The organism is Rhodoferax ferrireducens, from assembly GCF_003347515.1.
GTDB lineage: Bacteria > Pseudomonadota > Gammaproteobacteria > Burkholderiales > Burkholderiaceae_C > Rhodoferax.
Genome location: NZ_QEII01000259.1, coordinates 35,027 through 54,832, shown reverse-complemented (window position 1 = coordinate 54,832; position 19,806 = coordinate 35,027). Strand labels below are relative to the sequence as shown.

At 62.7% G+C, this 19,806-nt stretch carries 21 protein-coding genes and 2 riboswitches; of the genes, 11 read left to right on the top strand and 10 right to left on the bottom strand.

Features of this window, described 5'->3' with window-relative positions; translation table 11 throughout:
- Position 1: 1 nt before the first annotated feature.
- A complete protein-coding gene (locus C5P05_RS09595; RefSeq protein ID WP_114969617.1) occupies positions 2–367 on the top strand; it encodes a response regulator in 366 nt (121 codons plus the stop codon).
- A 60-nt stretch (positions 368–427) separates the two neighbouring features.
- Here C5P05_RS09595 and C5P05_RS09590 read toward each other — a convergent pair whose 3' ends face one another.
- Positions 428–799: a carboxymuconolactone decarboxylase family protein gene (locus C5P05_RS09590; protein WP_114969616.1), complete on the bottom strand. Its 372-nt coding sequence runs from the start codon at positions 797–799 to the stop codon at positions 428–430.
- A 77-nt stretch (positions 800–876) separates the two neighbouring features.
- Between C5P05_RS09590 and C5P05_RS09585 the strand changes: the two genes are divergently transcribed.
- Positions 877–1,449: a peroxidase-related enzyme gene (locus C5P05_RS09585; RefSeq protein ID WP_114969615.1), complete on the top strand. Its 573-nt coding sequence runs from the start codon at positions 877–879 to the stop codon at positions 1,447–1,449.
- Between the two features lie 75 nt (positions 1,450–1,524).
- On the opposite strand, the gene C5P05_RS09580 is transcribed toward C5P05_RS09585, so the two are convergent.
- Positions 1,525–2,493 (bottom strand): LysR substrate-binding domain-containing protein, encoded by a 969-nt coding sequence (locus tag C5P05_RS09580; protein WP_114969614.1) that lies wholly within the window; start codon positions 2,491–2,493, stop codon positions 1,525–1,527.
- A gap of 123 nt (positions 2,494–2,616) precedes the next feature.
- Here C5P05_RS09580 and C5P05_RS09575 point away from each other — a divergent pair, with 123 nt between their 5' ends.
- From C5P05_RS09575 to C5P05_RS09565, 3 genes are read left to right on the top strand one after another with little or no spacing between them, the layout of a single operon-like run.
- Positions 2,617–3,669: a zinc-dependent alcohol dehydrogenase gene (locus C5P05_RS09575; protein ID WP_114969613.1), complete on the top strand. Its 1,053-nt coding sequence runs from the start codon at positions 2,617–2,619 to the stop codon at positions 3,667–3,669.
- A complete protein-coding gene (locus C5P05_RS09570) occupies positions 3,666–4,433 on the top strand; it encodes a DUF4286 family protein (protein WP_114969612.1) in 768 nt (255 codons plus the stop codon). The genes C5P05_RS09575 and C5P05_RS09570 overlap by 4 nt, the downstream gene beginning before the upstream one ends.
- A complete protein-coding gene (locus C5P05_RS09565) occupies positions 4,430–5,422 on the top strand; it encodes a Bug family tripartite tricarboxylate transporter substrate binding protein (protein WP_114969611.1) in 993 nt (330 codons plus the stop codon). The genes C5P05_RS09570 and C5P05_RS09565 overlap by 4 nt, the downstream gene beginning before the upstream one ends.
- 19 nt (positions 5,423–5,441) lie before the next feature.
- Here C5P05_RS09565 and C5P05_RS09560 read toward each other — a convergent pair whose 3' ends face one another.
- Genes C5P05_RS09560 through C5P05_RS09545 form a run of 4 tightly spaced genes read right to left on the bottom strand, consistent with a single transcriptional unit; the run spans position 5,442 to position 8,136 of the window.
- On the bottom strand, positions 5,442–5,861 hold the full coding sequence (locus C5P05_RS09560) for an acyl-CoA thioesterase (RefSeq protein WP_114969610.1): 420 nt from the start codon (positions 5,859–5,861) through the stop codon (positions 5,442–5,444).
- Complete coding sequence (locus C5P05_RS09555; RefSeq protein ID WP_157979277.1) at positions 5,858–6,427, bottom strand: chorismate--pyruvate lyase family protein; 570 nt, start codon at positions 6,425–6,427, stop codon at positions 5,858–5,860. The genes C5P05_RS09560 and C5P05_RS09555 overlap by 4 nt, the downstream gene beginning before the upstream one ends.
- Before the next feature lie 20 nt (positions 6,428–6,447).
- Positions 6,448–7,347: a DMT family transporter gene (locus tag C5P05_RS09550; protein WP_114969608.1), complete on the bottom strand. Its 900-nt coding sequence runs from the start codon at positions 7,345–7,347 to the stop codon at positions 6,448–6,450.
- A 6-nt stretch (positions 7,348–7,353) separates the two neighbouring features.
- On the bottom strand, positions 7,354–8,136 hold the full coding sequence (locus C5P05_RS09545; RefSeq protein WP_114969607.1) for an SDR family oxidoreductase: 783 nt from the start codon (positions 8,134–8,136) through the stop codon (positions 7,354–7,356).
- 150 nt (positions 8,137–8,286) lie between these two features.
- On the opposite strand from C5P05_RS09545, the gene C5P05_RS09540 reads away from it, so the two are divergent.
- The 5 genes from C5P05_RS09540 to C5P05_RS09520 all read left to right on the top strand — a co-directional run bounded on the left by C5P05_RS09540 (position 8,287) and on the right by C5P05_RS09520 (position 15,361).
- On the top strand, positions 8,287–9,981 hold the full coding sequence (locus C5P05_RS09540) for an electron transfer flavoprotein-ubiquinone oxidoreductase (protein WP_114969606.1): 1,695 nt from the start codon (positions 8,287–8,289) through the stop codon (positions 9,979–9,981).
- 52 nt (positions 9,982–10,033) lie between these two features.
- Positions 10,034–10,137: riboswitch (glycine riboswitch) on the top strand.
- Between the two features lie 21 nt (positions 10,138–10,158).
- A riboswitch (glycine riboswitch) is annotated at positions 10,159–10,294 on the top strand.
- Between the two features lie 81 nt (positions 10,295–10,375).
- Positions 10,376–11,533, top strand: coding sequence for a glycine cleavage system aminomethyltransferase GcvT (gcvT, locus tag C5P05_RS09535; RefSeq protein ID WP_114969605.1), 1,158 nt, complete (start codon positions 10,376–10,378; stop codon positions 11,531–11,533).
- Between the two features lie 42 nt (positions 11,534–11,575).
- Positions 11,576–11,947 (top strand): glycine cleavage system protein GcvH, encoded by a 372-nt coding sequence (gcvH, locus tag C5P05_RS09530; RefSeq protein ID WP_114969604.1) that lies wholly within the window; start codon positions 11,576–11,578, stop codon positions 11,945–11,947.
- Between the two features lie 87 nt (positions 11,948–12,034).
- Positions 12,035–14,941: an aminomethyl-transferring glycine dehydrogenase gene (gene gcvP, locus C5P05_RS09525; protein ID WP_114969603.1), complete on the top strand. Its 2,907-nt coding sequence runs from the start codon at positions 12,035–12,037 to the stop codon at positions 14,939–14,941.
- Between the two features lie 18 nt (positions 14,942–14,959).
- Positions 14,960–15,361 (top strand): phage holin family protein, encoded by a 402-nt coding sequence (locus C5P05_RS09520; RefSeq protein WP_114969602.1) that lies wholly within the window; start codon positions 14,960–14,962, stop codon positions 15,359–15,361.
- Between the two features lie 118 nt (positions 15,362–15,479).
- Here C5P05_RS09520 and fghA read toward each other — a convergent pair whose 3' ends face one another.
- The 3 genes from fghA to C5P05_RS09505 all read right to left on the bottom strand — a co-directional run bounded on the left by fghA (position 15,480) and on the right by C5P05_RS09505 (position 18,746).
- A complete protein-coding gene (gene fghA, locus C5P05_RS09515) occupies positions 15,480–16,355 on the bottom strand; it encodes an S-formylglutathione hydrolase (RefSeq protein ID WP_114969601.1) in 876 nt (291 codons plus the stop codon).
- A gap of 59 nt (positions 16,356–16,414) precedes the next feature.
- Entirely contained in the window at positions 16,415–17,533 is a 1,119-nt protein-coding gene (locus C5P05_RS09510) for an S-(hydroxymethyl)glutathione dehydrogenase/class III alcohol dehydrogenase (protein WP_114969600.1), read from the bottom strand.
- 169 nt (positions 17,534–17,702) lie between these two features.
- Positions 17,703–18,746: a tRNA dihydrouridine synthase gene (locus tag C5P05_RS09505; RefSeq protein ID WP_114969599.1), complete on the bottom strand. Its 1,044-nt coding sequence runs from the start codon at positions 18,744–18,746 to the stop codon at positions 17,703–17,705.
- Between the two features lie 113 nt (positions 18,747–18,859).
- Between C5P05_RS09505 and C5P05_RS09500 the strand changes: the two genes are divergently transcribed.
- Positions 18,860–19,246: a translational machinery protein gene (locus C5P05_RS09500; protein WP_114969598.1), complete on the top strand. Its 387-nt coding sequence runs from the start codon at positions 18,860–18,862 to the stop codon at positions 19,244–19,246.
- On the opposite strand, the gene C5P05_RS09495 is transcribed toward C5P05_RS09500, so the two are convergent.
- Positions 19,243–19,782 (bottom strand): cyclic nucleotide-binding domain-containing protein, encoded by a 540-nt coding sequence (locus tag C5P05_RS09495; protein WP_114969597.1) that lies wholly within the window; start codon positions 19,780–19,782, stop codon positions 19,243–19,245. The two genes, C5P05_RS09500 and C5P05_RS09495, sit on opposite strands and share 4 nt — an antisense overlap.
- Positions 19,783–19,806: the final 24 nt, after the last annotated feature.

The following is a 19,806-nucleotide window of genomic DNA, read 5'->3' as shown; positions in this document are numbered from 1 at the left end:
CATGGCGCGCATCCTGGTGATCGAGGACAACGCGCCCAACATGAAACTGGCAGTATTTCTACTGGGAAAGGAAGGCCACGAAGTTCTCCAGGCGCTTGACGCCGAAGAGGGCATCCGCCTCGCGCGCGAACGGCTGCCGGACCTGATTCTGATGGATGTGCAGCTGCCCGGCATGGATGGCCTGACGGCCACACGCCTGCTCAAGGGCGATGCAGCGACGCGCGATATCAAGGTCGTAGCCGTCACCGCCTTTGCCATGAACGGCGACCGCGAAAAGATCGAGGCTGCCGGCTGCGACGGGTACGTCGCCAAGCCGATTCGCTACCAGGAGTTCCTGAAGGTGGTGCGAGATACGCTGGTCGGGTAGCACTATCTTTTAGATAGCTACCTGCGAATATTTCACGCGGGCTGGAGGCCAATTTCGGGCTTAGCCCTGCCCATCCACGATTTCCGCCGCCGCACGAAACGCCTCCACCGCCGCCGGCACGCCGCAGTAAATGCTGGCGTGCAGCAGCACCTCCTGAATCTCGGCCACGGTGGCGCCGTTGTTCAGTGCCCCGCGCACATGGCCCTTGAGCTCGTGCTGTTTGCCCAAGGCGGTGAGCATGGCCACGGTGATCAGGCTGCGGGTTTTCAGATCCAGCCCCTCACGCTGCCACACGTCGCCCCAGGCATTGCGGGTGATGTACTGCTGCATCGGCCGCGTGAACTCGGTGGCATGGCCCAGGGCCTTGGCCACAAAATCCTCGCCCATCACCTGCTTGCGGGTGGCCAGGCCCTTGTCGAATTGGGAATCCATGTCTTGTTTCTCCTGAGAATATGAATGACGAAATTGGCACAGAATAACGCCAACATCCCATTCAACCAGGAGACACCATGACCCGCTACCCTGCCCCGGAACTGAAGGACCTGCCCGAAGACATCCGCGCCAAAGTGCTGGAGGTGCAAGAGAAGGCCGGCTTCGTGCCCAACGTGTTTCTGGCGCTGGCGCGCCGACCGGCCGAGTGGCGCGCCTTTTTTGCCTACCACGACGCCCTGATGCTCAAGGAAGACTCGGGCCTCACCAAAGGTGACCGCGAGATGATCGTCACCACCACCAGCGCCGCCAACAAGTGCCTGTATTGCGTGGTGGCGCACGGCGCGATCCTGCGCATCTACGAGAAAAAACCCCTGGTGGCCGACCAGGTAGCGGTGAACTACCGCAAGGCCGACATCACGCCGCGCCAGCGTGCCATGCTGGATTTTGCGATGAAGGTCTGCCTGAAATCCGACGAGATCGAAGACGCCGACTTTGCCGCCCTGCAGGTCCACGGCTTCAATGACGAAGACGCCTGGGATATCGCCGCCATCACGGCCTTCTTTGGCCTGTCCAACCGCATGGCCTCGTTCAGCAACATGCTGCCGAATCCCGAGTTCTATCTGATGGGGCGGGTGCCGAAGCCGAAGTGAATCGGAGGGAGATACCTGAAACGGACAACATTTTCGCTATTACCTTAATAGCTACTTACGCTCATTCCATAAGGGCTAGAGGCCTAAAACACCATTAAACTGGCCAAAAACACCGGCTTCGCTGCCATCGAGTCCCGCCGCCAGCCGATCCGCCAGACCCGTGAGTTCGGCCACCGCCAGGCTGCTGACCTGCAAGGACCAGTCGTCCGGCACCTGCCGCTGGGCGCGCAGGATGACCAGCTGGCTCTTGAAGCGCGACGCGCCGAGTCGCCGGAACACCACCGGGCCAAATGGCAGGGTGGCAAACGAGGCCGGCACGATGGCCACCCCGAGACCACAGGCGACCAGGGCCAGCACGTTCACAAACTGGCCGGCTTCATGGCGAATGTCGGGCGTGAAACCAGCTTCCTGGCACAGCGCGGCGGTGCGGTCAAAGTAGTCGGCCTCCTGGTAGCGCGAAAAACTCACAAAGTGTTCGTGCGCGGCCAGCTTCAGCGCCAGCGGCCCCTTGGCCGCAGCCAGCGGGTTGCCCGCCGGCAGGGCCAGGCAGTAGGGGTCGTCAATGGCGGCGACGGTTTCCGCCGGTGTGCTGCCCTCGCCCGGGCGCGCGAAGCCCAGATCAATCTCGTCATTGCGCAAAGCCTGCAGCTGGCGCGAGGTGATCATCTCGCGCGCTTCAATACGGGCGCTCAGGCCGGAGTCCCGCAGGCGCTGGAGCAAACCCGGCAACACCGAGTGCGTGGTGGACGGCACCAGCCCCAGGCGCAAGGTGGCACGCTGGCCGGATTGGCGCTCACGCGCACGCACCGTGGCCTGCTGGGCGCGCGCCAGGATCGCGCGGGCGTCTTCCAGGAAGGACTCACCGGCCTGCGTCAGCCGCACGCCACGCGGCAGGCGCACGAACAGGCTGGCGCCCACCTCTTCTTCGAGCTGGCGGATCTGGGCCGACAGCGCCGGTTGCGCGATGAACAATTTTTCGGCCGCCCGGCTGACGCTGCCGAACTCGGCCACGCCAACGAAATATCGCAAATGCCGCAGTTCCATGGACAGTCCTTGTTCAAGCCATCTGCCATATTTTATAAATATATTTTAGATACCAATACAGTCTTTGACGTATGCGTCTCGGGCGCCGACACTGCAGGCTCCACTCACCCCGATGCGCCCACCATGCAATCTCTTCGCAAGCTCCACCCCGGCCGCGGCCTCGACCTCCAGGACGTCGCCACTCCCTGTGCCCCCGGCCCGGGCGAGGTGCTGCTAAAGGTCAAATCCACCGGCGTCTGCGGCACCGACCTGCACATCGACGAATGGACCGCCAGCTACCACTTTGTCACGGCCGCGCTGCCGGTCACCGTCGGCCACGAGTTCAGCGGCGAGATCGCCGCGCTGGGCGAGGGCGTGGCCGGGCTGACCGTGCAGCAGCTGGTCGCCGTGCGGCCCTCGGTGGTCTGCGGCCAGTGCGAGGCCTGCCGGGCCGGACAAGCCGATGCCTGCGTCACGCGGCGCGGCATTGGCGTGACGCGCGACGGCGGCTTTGCACCCTGGGTGCTGGTGCCGGCGCGCAACTGCGTGCCCATTCCCGCCGGTGTGGACGCCGAGGTGGCGGCCCTGACCGAACCCCTGACCGTGAGCCACGAGGCGGTGCGCACCGGCAACGTGCAGCAGGGTGACCGCGTGCTGGTGCTGGGCCCCGGCAACATCGGCCAGGGCATTGCCATCTTCGCCCGCGCCGCCGGTGCGCGCCAGGTGGTGGTGGCGGGCCATGGCGACGCGGCGCGCTTCGAGGTGTTGCGCAAGATGGGTTTCAAGGAGCTGATTGACTTCGCCGCCACCGGCATGGAAGCCGGCCTGGCACCCTATCTGCAGAGCGGCAAGTTCGATGTGGTGATCGAGGCCACGGGCGCGGCCGCCGTCATCGAGCCGGCGCTGCGCGCCCTCAAGACACACGGCATTCTGGTGATCACCGGCATCCATGCCGCACCGGTGGCCATTGACCTGACCGCGTTGGTGCGCCAGCACCAGCAGATCCGCGGCTCCTACCGCGCCCCGGAGCGCGCCTGGCCGGAGGTGGTGGAATTCATGCGCAGCCATCAGGAAACCCTGCGCCACATGATCACGCACCGGGTGCCGCTGGCCCGAGCCTACGAAGGCTTCGCGCTGGCGCGCAGCAAGGTGGCGACCAAGGTCATGGTGCAAGCCGAACCTGAAACTACCCCATGACACGCCCCACCGCCCAGGCCTTTCTGGTCTTGTGGAACAGCATCAGCAGTGCGCCGCTGCAGCCGGAGTACGAGACTTGGCACAGCGTCGAGCATGTGCCTGAGCGCGTGGGCCTGCCGGGCTTCATCGAAGCGCGGCGCTACCGCACGCACGCGGACCCGGCCGGGCAACCGCCGCGCTACTTCACCTGCTACTGGCTGAGTTCTCTGCAGGCCCTGAACACGGCGCAGTACCGTGAAGTGGTGGCCCATCCCACGCCCTGGTCGGCGCGCATGCGCCCGGAGCTGCGCGAGTTCGTGCGCCTGCCCTGCACCCTGTCCGGCGCCTGCGGCCAGTCCACGGCCAGCCAGTTGGCCACCGTGCACTTGCGCGGCGACGCGACCCGTTTTGCGACCCAGGCCGACGCCCGGATCGCGCGCCTGGTACATCAGGCGGCCATCCTCTGCGGCCACTGGGGAACGGCCGAAGTCTTGGAAGATTTTCCGATTGCCAACCACACCACGGCCGCCCTGCCCACCAGCACGTCCGAACGCCCGACGCGCGACTTTGTCCTGATGCTGCAGGGCCTGGACCGCGACGCCCTGCGCCGTCACACGCAGGCGCTGGTGCAGGCGCTGGCACCGGTGGCCACGGCGGTCTCAAGCCCGGTGTTTTTCGAACTGCTGAGTCAGGTCCGCCAGGACGAACTGAGCCACCCCTTAAGCTCGCGCCAACCTGCACGCCTGGATCTATTTAAAACATACCAAACCGGAGACATCGCATGACCCCCACCAAACGTTCCTTCCTCGCCCGCGCCACGCTGAGCACCCTCAGCCTCGCCCTGCTGCCACTGGCGGCCAGCGCCCAGGCGCCGGCACCGTGGCCGAGCAAGGCGCTGCGCATCGTGGTCGGCTACCCGGCCGGCTCGTCGCCCGACGTCCAGGCGCGCCTGCTGGCCGAGCCCCTGGCCCGGGCACTGGGCCAGCCGGTCGTGGTGGACAACAAACCCGGCGCCAGCGGCAACATTGGCGCCGACATCACGGCCAAGGCCGACGATGGCCACACCATCGGCGTCATCGGCAATGGCCCGCTGACCAGCTCCAAATTCCTTTACGCCAAACTGCCCTACGACCCGCTGAAGGATTTGGCGCCGATCGCCCTCATCGGCACCGCGCCGCTGGTCTGGGTGGCACCCAAGTCGGCGGTCACGGGCTCGGTCAGCGACTACATCAAACAGACGCGTGCCAGCGGTGACACGCTCGCCTACGGCTCGGTCGGTGCCGGCTCGGGTGGCCATCTGGGCATGGAACTGGTCAAGGAGCAGCTGGGCATCAAGCCGCTGCATGTGCCCTTCAACGGGGGGCCGCCCATCCTCAACGCCATGATGGGCGGCCAGGTCCATATGACCTTGCTGCCGGCCGTGACCGTCGCGCCGCTGGTGCAGGCCGGCAAACTGACGGCCGTGGCAGTGACCTCGGCCAAGCGCAGTCCGCTGGCGCCCGACCTGCCCTCGATGCAGGAGATCGGCGCCAGCGGCGTCAACATCGAAGTGTGGAACGCCTTCATGGCGCCGGCCAAAATGCCGGCCGCCCACCAGGCGCGCCTGAGCAGCGAGCTGGGCAAGATCCTCGGCTCGCGCGAGATCCGGCAAAAGCTGTTCTTGCAGGGCTGGAAGGTTGACGACAGCTCTCCCGCCGCCCTGGCGCAACGCATCAAGAGCGACACCGCCATCTATGGCGACCTGATCGCCAAGAAGGGGATCAAGCTCGAATAAGGGCGCAACGCCGGTACCGTCAGCTCACCAGTTCCCGCATCCAGTCGGGTAGCGTCGTCGCCTTCTGCTTCGGAAAATCGACCCAGATGGTGGTGGCGCCGCCGGCGGCGTAGACCACGCCCGGCTGGTCGGCCCGCTCCATCGTGCCCCAGCTCTCGAAGGTGGTGCGGCCGGGGTCGCTGACATACATCTTCACCAGCACGTCGCCGGGATATTCGAGCTGTTTGTAGAAGTTGCAAAACGCATTGACGATCACCGGACCCTCACCCTGGGGGTCGGGCAGACAACCGATGGAGTGCATCCAGTCAATGCGGCAGCTCTCCAGATAGCGGAAATAAACGGTGTTGTTGACGTGGTTCATGGCGTCCATGTCGCCCCAGCGAATGGGGATAGCCATCTGGTAGACCAGTTTTTTCTTCTCGGGAATCTCGATCTTCATTCTTTTTCCTTGAAAACAGGGAGGGTCCAGTCAGCTTGGTGGCCTGCGGGCCAGCACCAGGGCAGGCGCCCGTCCGCAAACACTTCCATCACCAGCAAAGGCGCACCGCGCCGCGTGAACACCGATCGACGCGCCGGCAAAGACCTTGCCGCCACGACCTCGCCGGTCGCTTGTTGCCACGCCCGTGCTGCATGGCGTCGCACACGGCTGGCAGGCTTCAATTTGCAAAACTCCAAAGGTGTGCGTGCCAGCCCCATGCGCTTGAACAGCACATCGGCCAGTGGCCGCGTGCCCAGGCCCCGGATCGAGCGCCACGGCCCCAACGAGTGGGCATGCGCCGTCACGCTGCGGGCGAACACCACGGCAATACCGTCCACCCGCAGCAACACCTCGCGCACATAGCCGGACTGACCTCCGGGCAAGCCCAGGGCCCGGGCCTCTTCCGGATGCAGTCTTTGCCGCCCTTGGGCCAGCACCTGAACACTGAATTTCTGCCCCGCGCCGGCCAGCCGCGCACTCAGCGAGCCGGAAGCGCCCAGCCAGCGCCGCACATCGCCGCGGTACATGTTTCGCGTCGTCCACCGCATCAGCGATGCGCCCGGATGGACGCCAGAATGCCCAGCGTGAACAGCCCGGCGGCGAGCAGCTGGAGCGCACCGGGCCAGGCCTGGTCCCACACGAAGGAGTACAGCAAGGCAAACAAGGTCTCACTCACAATCAGCTGGCCACACAGGCTGCCGCTCAGGCGTTGGCTGGCGATGTTCCATAAAATGCTGGCGGCCCACGCCGAGCCAACGCCAGTTACTATACAAATGATAGCTAGAAGCGCAATGTTATCGAGGGCTAGAAGCTGTTTTGACTCCGAACCCGCGACCAGCCAGAGGGCTACGGCGCCCAGGCCCGTCGCAATGCCGATCCAGTTCGACCATTCGGTGGCGCTCACCTCGGGGTGGCGCTTGAGCCAGGCCGCATTGAGGATGGCGAATGCCGTCCAGCACACCATGGCAGCCGTCGCGAGTGCCACACCCCACCAGAAGTGAGCACCCCCGGTTTCAACCGCCAACAGCTTCGATTCCATGGCGTTCATCATGAGCAGCAGACCAGCACTGGTCAGCACCAGCCCGGGCAACAGCGCTGACCATTTCAGGCCCATGGGCTTGCCCAGCAAGGTCACCCAGATGGGAATGGTGCCAATGATGAGCGTGGGCACCTCGGTGCCGGCGTTTTGAATCGCCAAGGCCAGCAGCAGGTAGTAGCCGGTCGCGCCCAGCAGGCTCAGCCCCAGGGCCGTCAGCGCTTGGCGGGCAGTGGGCAAGCGGTGTGATCGCCAGCTGAACAGCATCACCAGCACAGCCATGCCGCCGTAGCTGACAAAACGGCCGGCGGTCAGGTCCACCGACGACAGACCGGGTGTCATGCGCGGCACCACAAAGACCAGTCCCCACAGGGCGCCGGCGGCCAGTCCGGCCAGGATTCCCGTCAGCATGCCCGCTCAGGCACCAAAGCCATCGTCGGCCGAAATCACGGCCCCGTTGATGAAGTGGCTCTCGTCGGCACACAGCATGATCAACACAGCATCCAGGTCTTTGGGCTGGCCGACCCGTTTGCGCGGCAACATCTGCACCAGCTTCTGGCCCTGCCCGGTCTGCCAGTGGTGGTGGTTGATTTCAGTATCGATATAGCCCGGGCAAATGGCATTGACGTTAATGCCGTACTTGCCCCACTCCAGCGCCATGGCTTTGGTCATATGTACGACGGCTGCCTTGCTCATGCCGTAGACCGCGTTGCGGGAAAACACCCGCAAGCCTGCCACAGACGCAATGTTGACAATGCGCCCACCGGTATAGCTACCGGGCGCAGCGCCTTTGGCCCGCGCCAGCATGCGCTTGCCAACCTCCTGCGCGACAAAAAAAGCGCCTTTGACGTTGGCGTTGAACATGTAGTCGTAGTTGTCTTCCGACACTTCCTGGATGCGCTGCGTGCTGGCCACGCCCGCGTTGTTGACCAGAATGTCGATCGAGCCGACTTCGGTTTCGGCGTGCGCCACCGCCGACTTGATGGAATCGATGTCGGTTACATCCAGCTCAATCACATGGGCGTCACCGCCCTCGCCTTCAATCTGGGCGCGCAGGTCCTTTAGCCTGTCAACCCGGCGACTCGCCAGCACCACGGCGGCGCCCGCGCGCGACAGGGTTCTGGCAAACTGGGCGCCCAAGCCGCTGGACGCACCGGTAACAAAAGCCACCCGGCCGGAAAGATCAATGCTGTAAGCCATTTTGAGAGTCTCCACAAAACAAGAAGTACGACCGTCTGATTGTGCCAATTCACCGAATAAAATCGGCCGCACGGCTGACAGCCCCTGGTCATGGTTTGAATACCGGCCACAACTCCATTATCAAGTGACACCCCTCAAACGAGACACACCATGACCAACCAGGAAATCTTGGCCCAGTTCGGCCCCCGTGAAGCGATGGAATACGACGTGGTCGTCGTCGGTGGCGGCCCCGGCGGCTTGGCCACCGCCATCCGCCTGAAACAATTGGCCGTTGAAAAAGGCAAGGATGTCTCGGTCGTGGTGCTGGAGAAAGGCTCCGAGCCCGGCGCCCACATTCTCTCGGGCGCCATCATGGATCCGATCGCCATGAACGAGCTGTTTCCCGACTGGAAAGCCATGGGTGCGCCGCTGAACCAGCCGGTAACCGACGACGCCATGGTATTTCTGGGTGAAAACACCGGCTTTCGCACACCCAAGTTTTTTCTGCCCGAATGCTTTCACAACCACGGCAACTACATCGTCAGCCTGGGCGCGGTGACGCGCTGGATGGCGCAGCAGGCGGAAAACCTGGGGGTGGAAATATTCCCCGGCTTCGCCGCTGCCGAAGTGCTCTACAACGAAGACGGTTCTGTCAAGGGCGTCGCCACCGGCAATCTGGGTGTCGGCAAGGACGGCGAACCGGGCGAAAACTTCCAGATCGGCATGGAGCTGCACGGCAAATACACCATTTTTGCCGAAGGCGCGCGTGGCCATCTGGGCAAGCAAATCATTGCCAAGTACAAACTCGACGAGGGTTGCGACCCGCAAACCTATGGCCTGGGCATCAAGGAGCTGTGGGAGATCGACCCGGCCCGCCATCAGCCCGGTTTTGTCATGCACACCGCCGGCTGGCCGATGGACAGCAGCACCTATGGCGGCTCGTTCCTGTACCACATGGAAGACAACAAGGTCGCCCTGGGCTTCATCACCGGGCTCGACTATGCCAACCCTTATCTTAGCCCGTTTGAAGAGTTCCAGCGCTGGAAAACCCATCCCAATATCCGTTATTACTTTGAAGGCCAGGAGCAGGGTCTCAAACCCGCCAAACGCCTGGGCTACGGCGCCCGCGCCATCACCGCCGGCGGCCTGCTGTCCCTGCCAAAAACCGTGTTCCCCGGTGGCGCCCTGGTCGGCTGTGACGCCGGTTACCTGAACGTGAGCCGTATCAAGGGCAGCCACGCCGCCATCAAGACCGGCATGCTGGCGGCCGGAGCCGCCTATGACGCCGTCACCGGCGGGCGCCAGCATGACGAACTGAGCGCCTACCCGGCCGCCTTCGAGAAAAGCTGGCTCTATACCGAGCTCAACAAGTCGCGCAACTTCAAGGCCTGGTTCAAGAAAGGCCTGACCGTGGGCACCTTGATGACCGGCGTGGAACAGTATCTGCTGAAAGGCAACGTGCCCTGGACGCTGCGACGCGACAAGCCCGACCACGCCTACCTGAAGCCGGCCGCCGAGTGCCAACCCATCACCTACCCCAAGCCGGACGGCAAGCTGACCTTTGACCGTTTGAGCAGCGTGTTCATCAGCAACACCAACCATGAAGAGCAGCAGCCCGCGCATTTGACCTTGAAGGACGCTGCCGTACCGGTGCTCATCAATCTGGCCAAGTACGCCGGCCCGGAAGCCCGTTACTGCCCGGCCGGGGTTTATGAGTTTGTCAAGAACGAGGACAACAGCGACCGCCTGCAGATCAACGCGCAGAACTGTGTGCACTGCAAGACCTGCGACATCAAGGACCCGACCCAGAACATCGTCTGGGTAACCCCTGAGGGCGGGGGTGGACCGAATTACGCCGGCATGTAATTCCGGACGGACGCCGGGGCCTGCGCGATGGGCTTGGCGTGAAATAGTAGAATTGATTTGTTCAGGAGAGAGCCTCCCCTTGAGGAGGCCGCCGAAGGCGCAGGACTGCTGATTGCAGCAGTTTGAACGCTCAGGCAAAAGGACTGACAAACGTTGGCCGGTCGCAAGACCACCCAACGTATCCCCACTGGAGAGAGGTCAAGCCGGCATTTACAACCGCTTTGACCCACCGAAGGAGCAAACCGCAGTCTGCAGCCAGCAAGGCCACGCAGACCCGGCGAATCTCTCAGGTAAAGCGGACAGCGGGGGCAAGCCATGATTTTGACGTCGCTCAAGCTCATGGAATTTGACTTGCCTCCTGCGCTTTACCCTTTTCTCTCTCTGGAGTTCGCTGATGTCCATCACGCCCGACAACCTTCTCAAAGTACCGCTCAACGATCTGCATGTGTCGCTGGGCGCCCGCATGGTGCCGTTTGCCGGCTATTCCATGCCGGTGCAATACCCCGCTGGCCTGATGGCCGAGCACCAGCACACGCGCACGGCCGCCGGCCTGTTTGACGTGTCGCACATGGGCCAGTTGCGCCTGGTCGGGCCCGATGCGGCGGCCGCGTTTGAGAGCCTGATGCCGGTGGACGTGATCGACCTGGCCGTCGGCAAGCAGCGCTACGGCCTGCTGCTCAATGAGGACGGCGGCATCATCGACGACCTGATGTTCGTGAACCGCGACTATGCCCACGGCGGCGACATTTTTGTGATCGTCAACGGCGCCTGCAAGGTCGGTGATATTGCGCACATCCAGGCCAAAATCGGTGCGCGCTGCCAGGTCATCCCCATGCCCGAGAAAGCCTTGCTGGCATTGCAGGGTCCGCAAGCCGTGACGGCACTGCAGCGCCTGTGTCCCGGCATCGAGAAACTGGTGTTCATGACCGGCGGGCAATTTGATGTGGCTTGCGACGGACATGCCGTGCCGTGTTTTATCACCCGCAGCGGCTATACCGGTGAAGATGGATTCGAGATTTCGGTGGAGGCATCGCAGGCCGAAATACTGGCAAAGGCCTTGCTGGCACAGCCCGAAGTCAAACCAGTCGGCTTGGGTGCCCGCAATTCGCTGCGCCTGGAGTCCGGCCTGTGTCTGTACGGCAACGACATTGACACAACCACCACACCGGTTGAAGCCGGCCTGAACTGGGCCCTGCAGAAAGTGCGGCGGGCCGACGGCGCGCGTGCCGGCGGTTATCCTGGTGCTACGAAAATACTAGCGAAACTCGCAGGTGATACGGGGGCTATAGCCCGAAAACGTGTTGGACTGGTGGCGCTGGAGCGGATTCCCGTGCGCGATCATACCGAGCTGCAAGACCTGTCCGGCCAGCGCATCGGCGAAGTCACCAGCGGCCTGCTTGGGCCCACGATCAACCAGCCGGTGGCCATGGGTTATGTGACACCTGAATTGGCGACACTGGGCACCCGGATCAACGCCATCGTGCGCGGCAAACCGGTGCCGATGGAAGTGGTGGCCATGCCTTTTGTGCCCACCCGCTACTACCGCGGTTAATTTTTTAATTTCATTGCTATAACTTTTTCAGGAGAACACCTCATGACGATCAAATACACCCCCGACCATGAATGGCTCAAAGTTGACGGCGACACAGCCATCGTGGGCATCACCCACCACGCGCAAGACGCCCTGGGCGATGTCGTATTTGTGGACCTGCCGGAAGTGGGCGCGACCCTGGCGGCCAAAGACATCGCCGGCGTGGTCGAGTCGGTCAAGGCCGCTGCTGACGTCTACATGCCCGTCAGCGGCGAAGTCACCGAGGTGAACGAGGCCCTGCGCGCTGACCCTTCCCTGGCCAACTCCGACCCGCTGGGCGCGGGCTGGTTCTTCAAGGTCAAACTGGCCGCCCCCGCCGAGCTGGACGCCCTGATGGACGAGACCAGCTACACCAGCTTCGCCGCCAACGCCTAAAGATGTGCCCCCGAGGGGGCTAATTTTTCTAGGGGCGGCCCGTCGAAAAATTGCCGTCCCCATCCTCCCCTCTAGCTGGAAAAAATTATGTTGATGCAATCCGCCAAACCCCTGGACGAGCTGGAGAACGCCAGCGAATTCGTCGCCCGCCACATTGGCGTGGACGAGACCGACGAGGCCTTGATGCTCAAGGTCGTGGGATCGAGTTCACGCCGCGAGCTGATCGACGGTATCGTGCCCCGCTCTATCGCCCGCCACAGCCGCATGGATATTCCGGCGGCGATCACCGAGGCAGCGGCACTGGCTGAGCTCAAGGCGATTGCATCCAAAAATCAGGTTTTCAAAAGCTATATCGGCCAGGGTTATTACGACACCCACACGCCGGGCGTGATTCTGCGCAACATTCTGGAAAATCCCGCCTGGTACACCGCCTACACGCCCTACCAGGCCGAGATCAGTCAGGGCCGCATGGAAGCGCTGGTGAATTTCCAGACCATGATCGCGGACCTCACCGGCATGCCGATGGCCAACGCCTCCATGCTGGACGAAGCCACGGCAGCGGCCGAAGCCATGACGCTGGCCAAACGCAGCGTCAAGAGCAAAAGCAACACTTTTATCGTGGCCGGCGACTGCCATCCGCAAACGATTGAAGTCATTCAGACGCGCGCGGCGCCACTGGGCATTGAGGTGCTGGTCGCGCAGTCAGCCGAGCAGTGGAATGGCTGGCTGGCGAATCGCGACTACTTTGCGGTGCTGATTCAGTACCCGTCCAGCAGCGGCTCGATTGAAGACATGCGCCCCGACGTGGCCACGGTGCACGCCAAACAGGCGGCCTTCATCGTGGCCGCCGATTTGCTGGCGCTGACCTTGCTGGCCCCTCCCGGTGAATGGAATGCCGACATCGTGGTCGGCACCACGCAGCGCTTTGGCATGCCGATGTGCAACGGCGGCCCGCACGCGGCCTACCTGGCGTGCCGTGACGAATTCAAGCGCTCCATGCCCGGCCGTCTGGTGGGCGTGAGCATCGACGTGCACGGCCAGCCCACTTACCGGCTGGCGCTGCAAACGCGCGAACAACACATTCGCCGGGAAAAAGCGACTTCCAACATCTGCACCGCGCAGGTCTTGCCCGCGGTGGTGGCCAGCATGTATGCGGTCTACCACGGCCCGCAAGGCCTCAAACGCATTGCCCAGCGCGTCGCGACCTACACCGCGATCCTGGCGCGCGGTCTGCAGGACATGGGTTACGCCCTCGGCAACGCCAGTGCGTTTGACACCCTGACCGTCAACACCGAAGATGCTACAGATTCAATAGCTACTCGCGCACGTTCTACGGGGGCTAACCTCCGATTTACCTCAAAAACCAGCCTGAGCGTATCGCTGGACGAGACCACCACCCGCGACAACCTGGAGCAACTCTGGGGCTTTTTCGCCAAGGACGGGCAAACGCTGCCGCAGGTCAGCGATTTCGAGATGGGCGTGGAGTCCCTGATCCCCACCGCCTTGCGCCGCGCCAGCCCCTTTTTGACGCACCCAGTCTTCAACACGCACCACTCCGAGACCGGCATGCTGCGCTACATCCGGCGCCTGAGCGACAAGGACCTGGCGCTGGACCGCAGCATGATCCCGCTGGGCAGCTGCACTATGAAGCTCAATGCCACCAGCGAGATGATCCCCATCACCTGGCCGGAGTTTGCATCCCTGCACCCGTTTGCGCCGCACGAGCAGTTGCAAGGCTACCGCGAGCTGGACGAGCAATTGCGCGCCTGGCTGTGCCAGGCGACGGGTTATGCCGGCATCAGCCTGCAGCCCAACGCCGGTTCGCAAGGCGAATATGCCGGACTGCTGGTGATCAAGGCCTACCATGAAGCGAATGGCCAGGGCCACCGCAATATCTGCCTGATTCCCTCCAGCGCCCACGGCACCAACCCGGCCAGCGCCCACATGGCGGGCCTGACCGTGGTGGTCACGGCCTGCGACGCGCAAGGCAATGTCGACATCGCCGACCTGCAGGCCAAGTGCGAACAGCACAGCCAGCATCTGGCGGCGGTGATGATCACCTACCCCAGCACGCACGGCGTATTTGAGACCAGCGTCAAGGAGCTGTGCGCCCTGGTGCATTCCCACGGTGGCCGCGTCTATGTGGACGGCGCCAACATGAATGCGCTGGTCGGCGTGGCCGCCCCCGGCGAATTCGGCGGCGACGTCAGCCACCTGAACCTGCACAAGACTTTCTGCATTCCGCACGGCGGTGGCGGCCCCGGTGTCGGCCCCGTCTGTGTGGTGGCTGACCTGGTGCCTTACCTGCCGGGCCACGCCACGGGGGGACTTCCGGTCAATGGCGTGGGCGCCATCTCGGCCGCGCCCTTGGGCAATGCGGCCGTGCTGCCGATCAGCTGGATGTACTGCCGCATGATGGGCGCCGAGGGCCTGCAGGCGGCGACCGAGGTCGCCATCCTGAGCGCCAACTACATCAGCGCTCGCCTGAAAGACCACTACCCCACCCTCTACGCCAGCGCCAACGGCCATGTGGCGCACGAGTGCATTCTGGACTTGCGGCCCTTGAAGGAAAGCAGTGGCGGCGCCAACGGCATTTCGGCCGAAGATGTGGCCAAGCGCCTGATGGACTACGGTTTTCATGCGCCGACGTTGAGTTTTCCGGTGCCCGGCACGCTGATGGTGGAACCGACCGAGAGCGAAACACTGGACGAGCTGGACCGTTTCATCAACGCCATGATCGCCATCCGCGAGGAAATTGCCAAAGTCGAACGCGGTGAATGGCCGCAGGACAACAACCCGCTCAAGCACGCACCGCATACCGCCGCTTCCTTGATGGGGACCGAGTGGGACAGACCCTACTCGCGCGAAGTCGGCGGCTTCCCGCTGGCGACGCTGAAACAGGTCAAGTACTGGCCGCCGGTGGGCCGCGTGGACAACGTGTACGGTGACCGCAATCTGCAGTGCTCCTGCGTGCCGGTCAGCGATTACCGGTAACACACCAGGCCACCTGACATGCTTGATAACCTCACGCCCTTCGTTCTGCATTGGGCTATCACCGCGCTGTCGCTCTGGGTGGCCAGTCACATTTTCAGCGGCATCAAATTCACCGACACGGCATCGTTGATCATCTCGGCGCTGCTGCTTGGCTTTGCGAACGCCATCATCAAGCCGTTGCTCGTCGTCCTGACTTTGCCGCTGACATTTTTGACCTTCGGACTGTTCCTGCTGGTGATCAATGCCCTGATGATCTTGCTGGTCTCGTCGGTGGTCCGGGGCTTCACGGTCTCCAGTTTCTGGACCGCCTTTTTTGCCAGCATTTTCATCGCCGTGCTCAGCTTTGTGATCGGCTCGTTCGTGCTCAGCGGCAGTCCGTCGCAAACCATCCACATGCCCCACAGCGGCATGTGGCTCTGACTTTCACGTTAAGCCTGGCGATCACCGGGCATCGTGGGGGCAGGTTTTTGCGCAAAGGTCACTACCCATCCGGCGCCGCGCGTGGCGGCTCCATGGCGGCAGCGCCCTGGCTTGGGGTTCAACCGGCCAGCAGCGTTTGCGCGTGATGCGCCAGATGGTCGGCCATGAAGGTCGAGATGAAGTAATACCCGTGGTCGTAACCGGCATGGCGGCGCAGCGTCAATGGCTGCCCTGCCTGGGCGCAGGCGGCTTCAAACAGCTGCGGATTCAGTTGCGTGGGCAAGAACTTGTCGGCCAGTCCCTGGTCGATCAGGATGCCGGCCGGGTACGGCGCGTTGGCGCATTTGCCCATCAGTGCGCTGGCATCGTGGATCGCCCACTGCGCCGTGTCGGCGCCCAGGTAACCCGAGAACGCCTTGTGCCCCCACGGACATTGGGTGGGCGCACAGATCGGCGCAAACGCGGACACTGACTTGAACAGGCGGGGATGCCTGAGCGCCAGCGTCAAGGTGCCATGGCCGCCCATGGAATGACCCAAAATGCCCAGCCGCTCTACGTCAACGGGTAAGGTTTTCGCCAGCAGCGGCACCAGCTCCAAGACGATGTAACTCTCCATGCGGTAGTGCTGTGACCAGGGCGCTTGCGTCGCATCCAGATAAAAACCGGCGCCGACACCAAAGTCCCAACTCTCGGTCTCGCCGGGTACACCGGCGCCGCGCGGGCTGGTGTCGGGGGCAATCAGCGCCAGGCCGAGCTCGGCCGCCATGCGTTGCGCCCCGGCCTTGGCCATGAAGGTTTCTTCATTGCAGGTCAGCCCGGCCAGATACAGCAGGGCCGGCACTTTACCGCCAGCCCGGTCGATCGCCGCCCGCGGTGGCAGGTAAACCGAGAAGCGCATCGGCAGCCCGATCTCGACGGAGGCGTGCTGGTAAAAGCGCTGCACACCGCCAAAGCAGGCATGCTCGCTCAGAATTTCAAGGGAAGCAGTGTTCATTTAGCTACTTATTTGATAGCTATTAGCGCTTATTCCTAGAGCGATAGAGGCCAATTTCATCAATAAATCACGACACCACGAATGGATTCGCCGCTCTTCATCAGTTCGAAGCCCTTGTTGATGTCTTCCAGCGGCATGGTGTGGGTGATCAGGTCGTCGATGTTGATCTTGCCTTCCATGTACCAGTCCACGATTTTTGGCACATCGGTGCGCCCGCGCGCACCGCCGAAGGCCGAGCCTTCCCATTTGCGCCCGGTCACCAACTGGAACGGCCGGGTACTGATCTCGGCGCCGGCTTCGGCCACGCCGATGATGATGGAGCGGCCCCAGCCTTTGTGCGTGCACTCCAGCGCCTGGCGCATGACCCGGGTGTTGCCGATGCACTCAAAGCTGTAGTCGGCGCCGCCGTCGGTGAGCTGCTGAATAGCGTCCACGATGTTGCCGCCCGCCGCCTCGATGTCTTTCGGGTTCAGGAAGTGCGTCATGCCGAACTTGCGCGCCATCGCTTCGCGCGCCGGGTTCAGGTCGACGCCGATGATCTTGTCGGCGCCCACCATCTTCGCGCCCTGGATCACGTTCAAGCCGATGCCGCCCAGGCCGAACACCACGACGTTGGCGCCGGCCTCGACCTTGGCCGTGAACAGCACGGCGCCGATACCGGTGGTGACGCCGCAGCCGATGTAGCAGACCTTGTCAAACGGCGCGTCCTTGCGGATCTTGGCCAGCGAAATCTCGGGCGCCACGGTGTAGTTGCTGAAGGTGCTGGTGCCCATGTAATGAAAGATCGGCTCGCCATTCAGGCTGAAGCGGCTGGTGGCGTCGGGCATCAGGCCCTTGCCCTGGGTGCCGCGGATCAGCTGGCACAAATTGGTCTTGCGCGACAGGCAGAACTTGCATTGCCGGCATTCGGGCGTGTAGAGCGGGATGACGTGGTCGCCTTTTTGCAGCGTGGTGACGCCGGGACCGACGTCGACCACGATGCCGGCGCCTTCATGGCCCAGGATGGCCGGGAAGATGCCTTCCGGGTCGGCGCCGGAGAGCGTGTAGTAGTCGGTGTGGCAAATGCCGGTGGCCTTGATCTCGACCAGCACTTCACCAAACTTGGGGCCTTGCAGGTCCACGGTTTCGATGGTCAGGGGTTGGCCTGCTTTCCAGGCGACGGCGGCTTTGGTTTTCATGGAAGTTTCCTCGATCAAAAATAAAAATACTGTAACGCTGAGAGCAGCTATTGGAGTCGCCCGATTCGAAGCATAAGGACATGACTATAAGTTCGTCATTGCGAGCGCAGCGCGGCAATCCAAGTCCCCTGGATTGCCGCGCTGCGCTCGCAATGACAAAAATGTGAATTTACAGAGGTTCCCATAAGTCGACGCGGACATCGGCACAAAAGCCGGCGCAGGCCAACCATTGGTCAATGGCCGCCGGTTCGTTGAGGGTGCGCAAGGCCATATAGGCCAGCTCGGCTTCCGGGTAACTGCGACGCAAAAAATTGAGCCACTGCTTGAGTCGCCCGGCCTGCTGGCGGCGCTCCAGCCGGGCACACACCAGGCGCCAGAAATCGGAAATCAGCGGCAGCAGCGTCTGCCAGGACACGGCAGGATGCATGGACGCACCGGCACTGGACGGCGAATCCAGCAGTGAAGTCCCCCACGGCTGGCGCTCAGGGTGGGCGATGGCCGCCTTGATCGCCAACGCCAGTCCCGGGTCGGTGACCATACCGCGACCCAGCATCAGCGTGTCGCAGCCTGACACCTCGCGACAACGCAAGGCGTCCTGCACTGTCCATATCTCGCCATTGGCCACCACCGGAATGCGCACCGCCGCACGAATATCCACAATGCGTTCCCAGTAGGCCGGAGGGCGGTAAGCATCTGCCTTGGTACGAGCGTGCACCACCAGCTCGGTCGCGCCACCGCCTTCAATGGCCAGCGCACATTCCACGGCACGCGAATCGTCGTTAAAGCCCAGGCGCATCTTGGCCGACACCGGCAGGTGGGCCGGCACGGCGCGGCGTACCGCCGACACGATGGTCAAAAGAAGCTCGGGGTCGTCCAGCAAGGCGGCGCCGCCGCCATGGCGATTCACCACCTTGGCCGGGCAGCCAAAATTCAGGTCAACGCCGGTGGGCCCCAGGGCCGCCAGGCAGGCGGCGTTTTCCGCGAGGCAGACCGGGTCTGAACCCAGCAACTGCCCCCGCACCGGGACGCCGGCGAAAGTGCGCCCGCCATTGAGCAACTCAGGCACGACACGGAAAAAAACCCGATCAGGCAACAAGGTATTGGTGACGCGGATGAACTCCGAGACGCAGCGGTCCACCCCGCCCACCCGGGTCAGAATGTCGCGCAGCACAAAGTCCAGCAGGCCCTCCATGGGCGCGAGAAGAATGGTCATGAAAAATGCGGCAAAAGCAATGGCGGGTGTGAATCAGGCAATTTTGACCTTCATCAATATATGCCCTTAGGCAAGAGCATAAGCTGATGGCTTAACAAACCCAAAAGGAAAACATGTCGCACTATCACGCTGTTGTCTGGCTCGACCAATCTGAAGCCCATGTCATGCACATCACAGCGGGAGAGGTGGAGAAATCGCTTGTTCTCCCCACCAAGCCGCATGCTCATTTGCACGCCAAAAGTGGCAGCATAGGCTCTGGACGCCAACCCGAAGACAAAGACTATTATCACGCCGTCGTCGAGGCATTGAAAGGCGCACAAGAGATTCTGGTGGTCGGCCCGGCGCAGGCAAAATTGCAGCTAGTCAAACATATTCACACGCACGACCCCGCCATGTCGGACAAGGTGGTCGGCGTGGAAACCGTGGACCATCCGAGTGATGGACAACTGGTCGCCTACGCACGCAAATATTTCGTCGCAAAAGACCGCATGCTGACCTAAGTGACCCTCGTCTGCCCGACCAGGTCGGCCAGCATCACGCTGGACTCGTCCAGACGATTGGCGAGAATGCTGGCAATATTGCGGTAGATGACATGCGCACTTTCGGGGTGCGCATCAATGAGTTCCCTGTAAAAGCGCATGGTCATGGCGTCACGCGTCGCGCGCACTGTGGCAGATCGCAGGTGGTTGCCGACCAGCGCCATCTCGCCAAAACAGTGGCCCGCGCTGAGCCGGGCCAGTTCAACCACCTGGCCATTCCTGAGTTTTTCAACCAGCACCTCACCGGCGATCAGGACAAAAAAAGAATCACCAATGTCCCGCTCGTTGAAAACGACCTCCCCAGCCTTGACCGGATAGTATTCGGCGACCGCCAGGGTTCGCATCAGGCAGTCGGGCGTCATGCCCTTGAAAATCGGAACCTGTTGCTTGATTTTTTGAATGATGGCCGGGTCAAGCTTGATACCTGTCGGACGCACAATAATTTCTGCCCGAACGTTTTCGGCAAAAATTTGAACAATGGCGGGATCAACTTTCATGACAGCGGATGGTACACGGCTTGA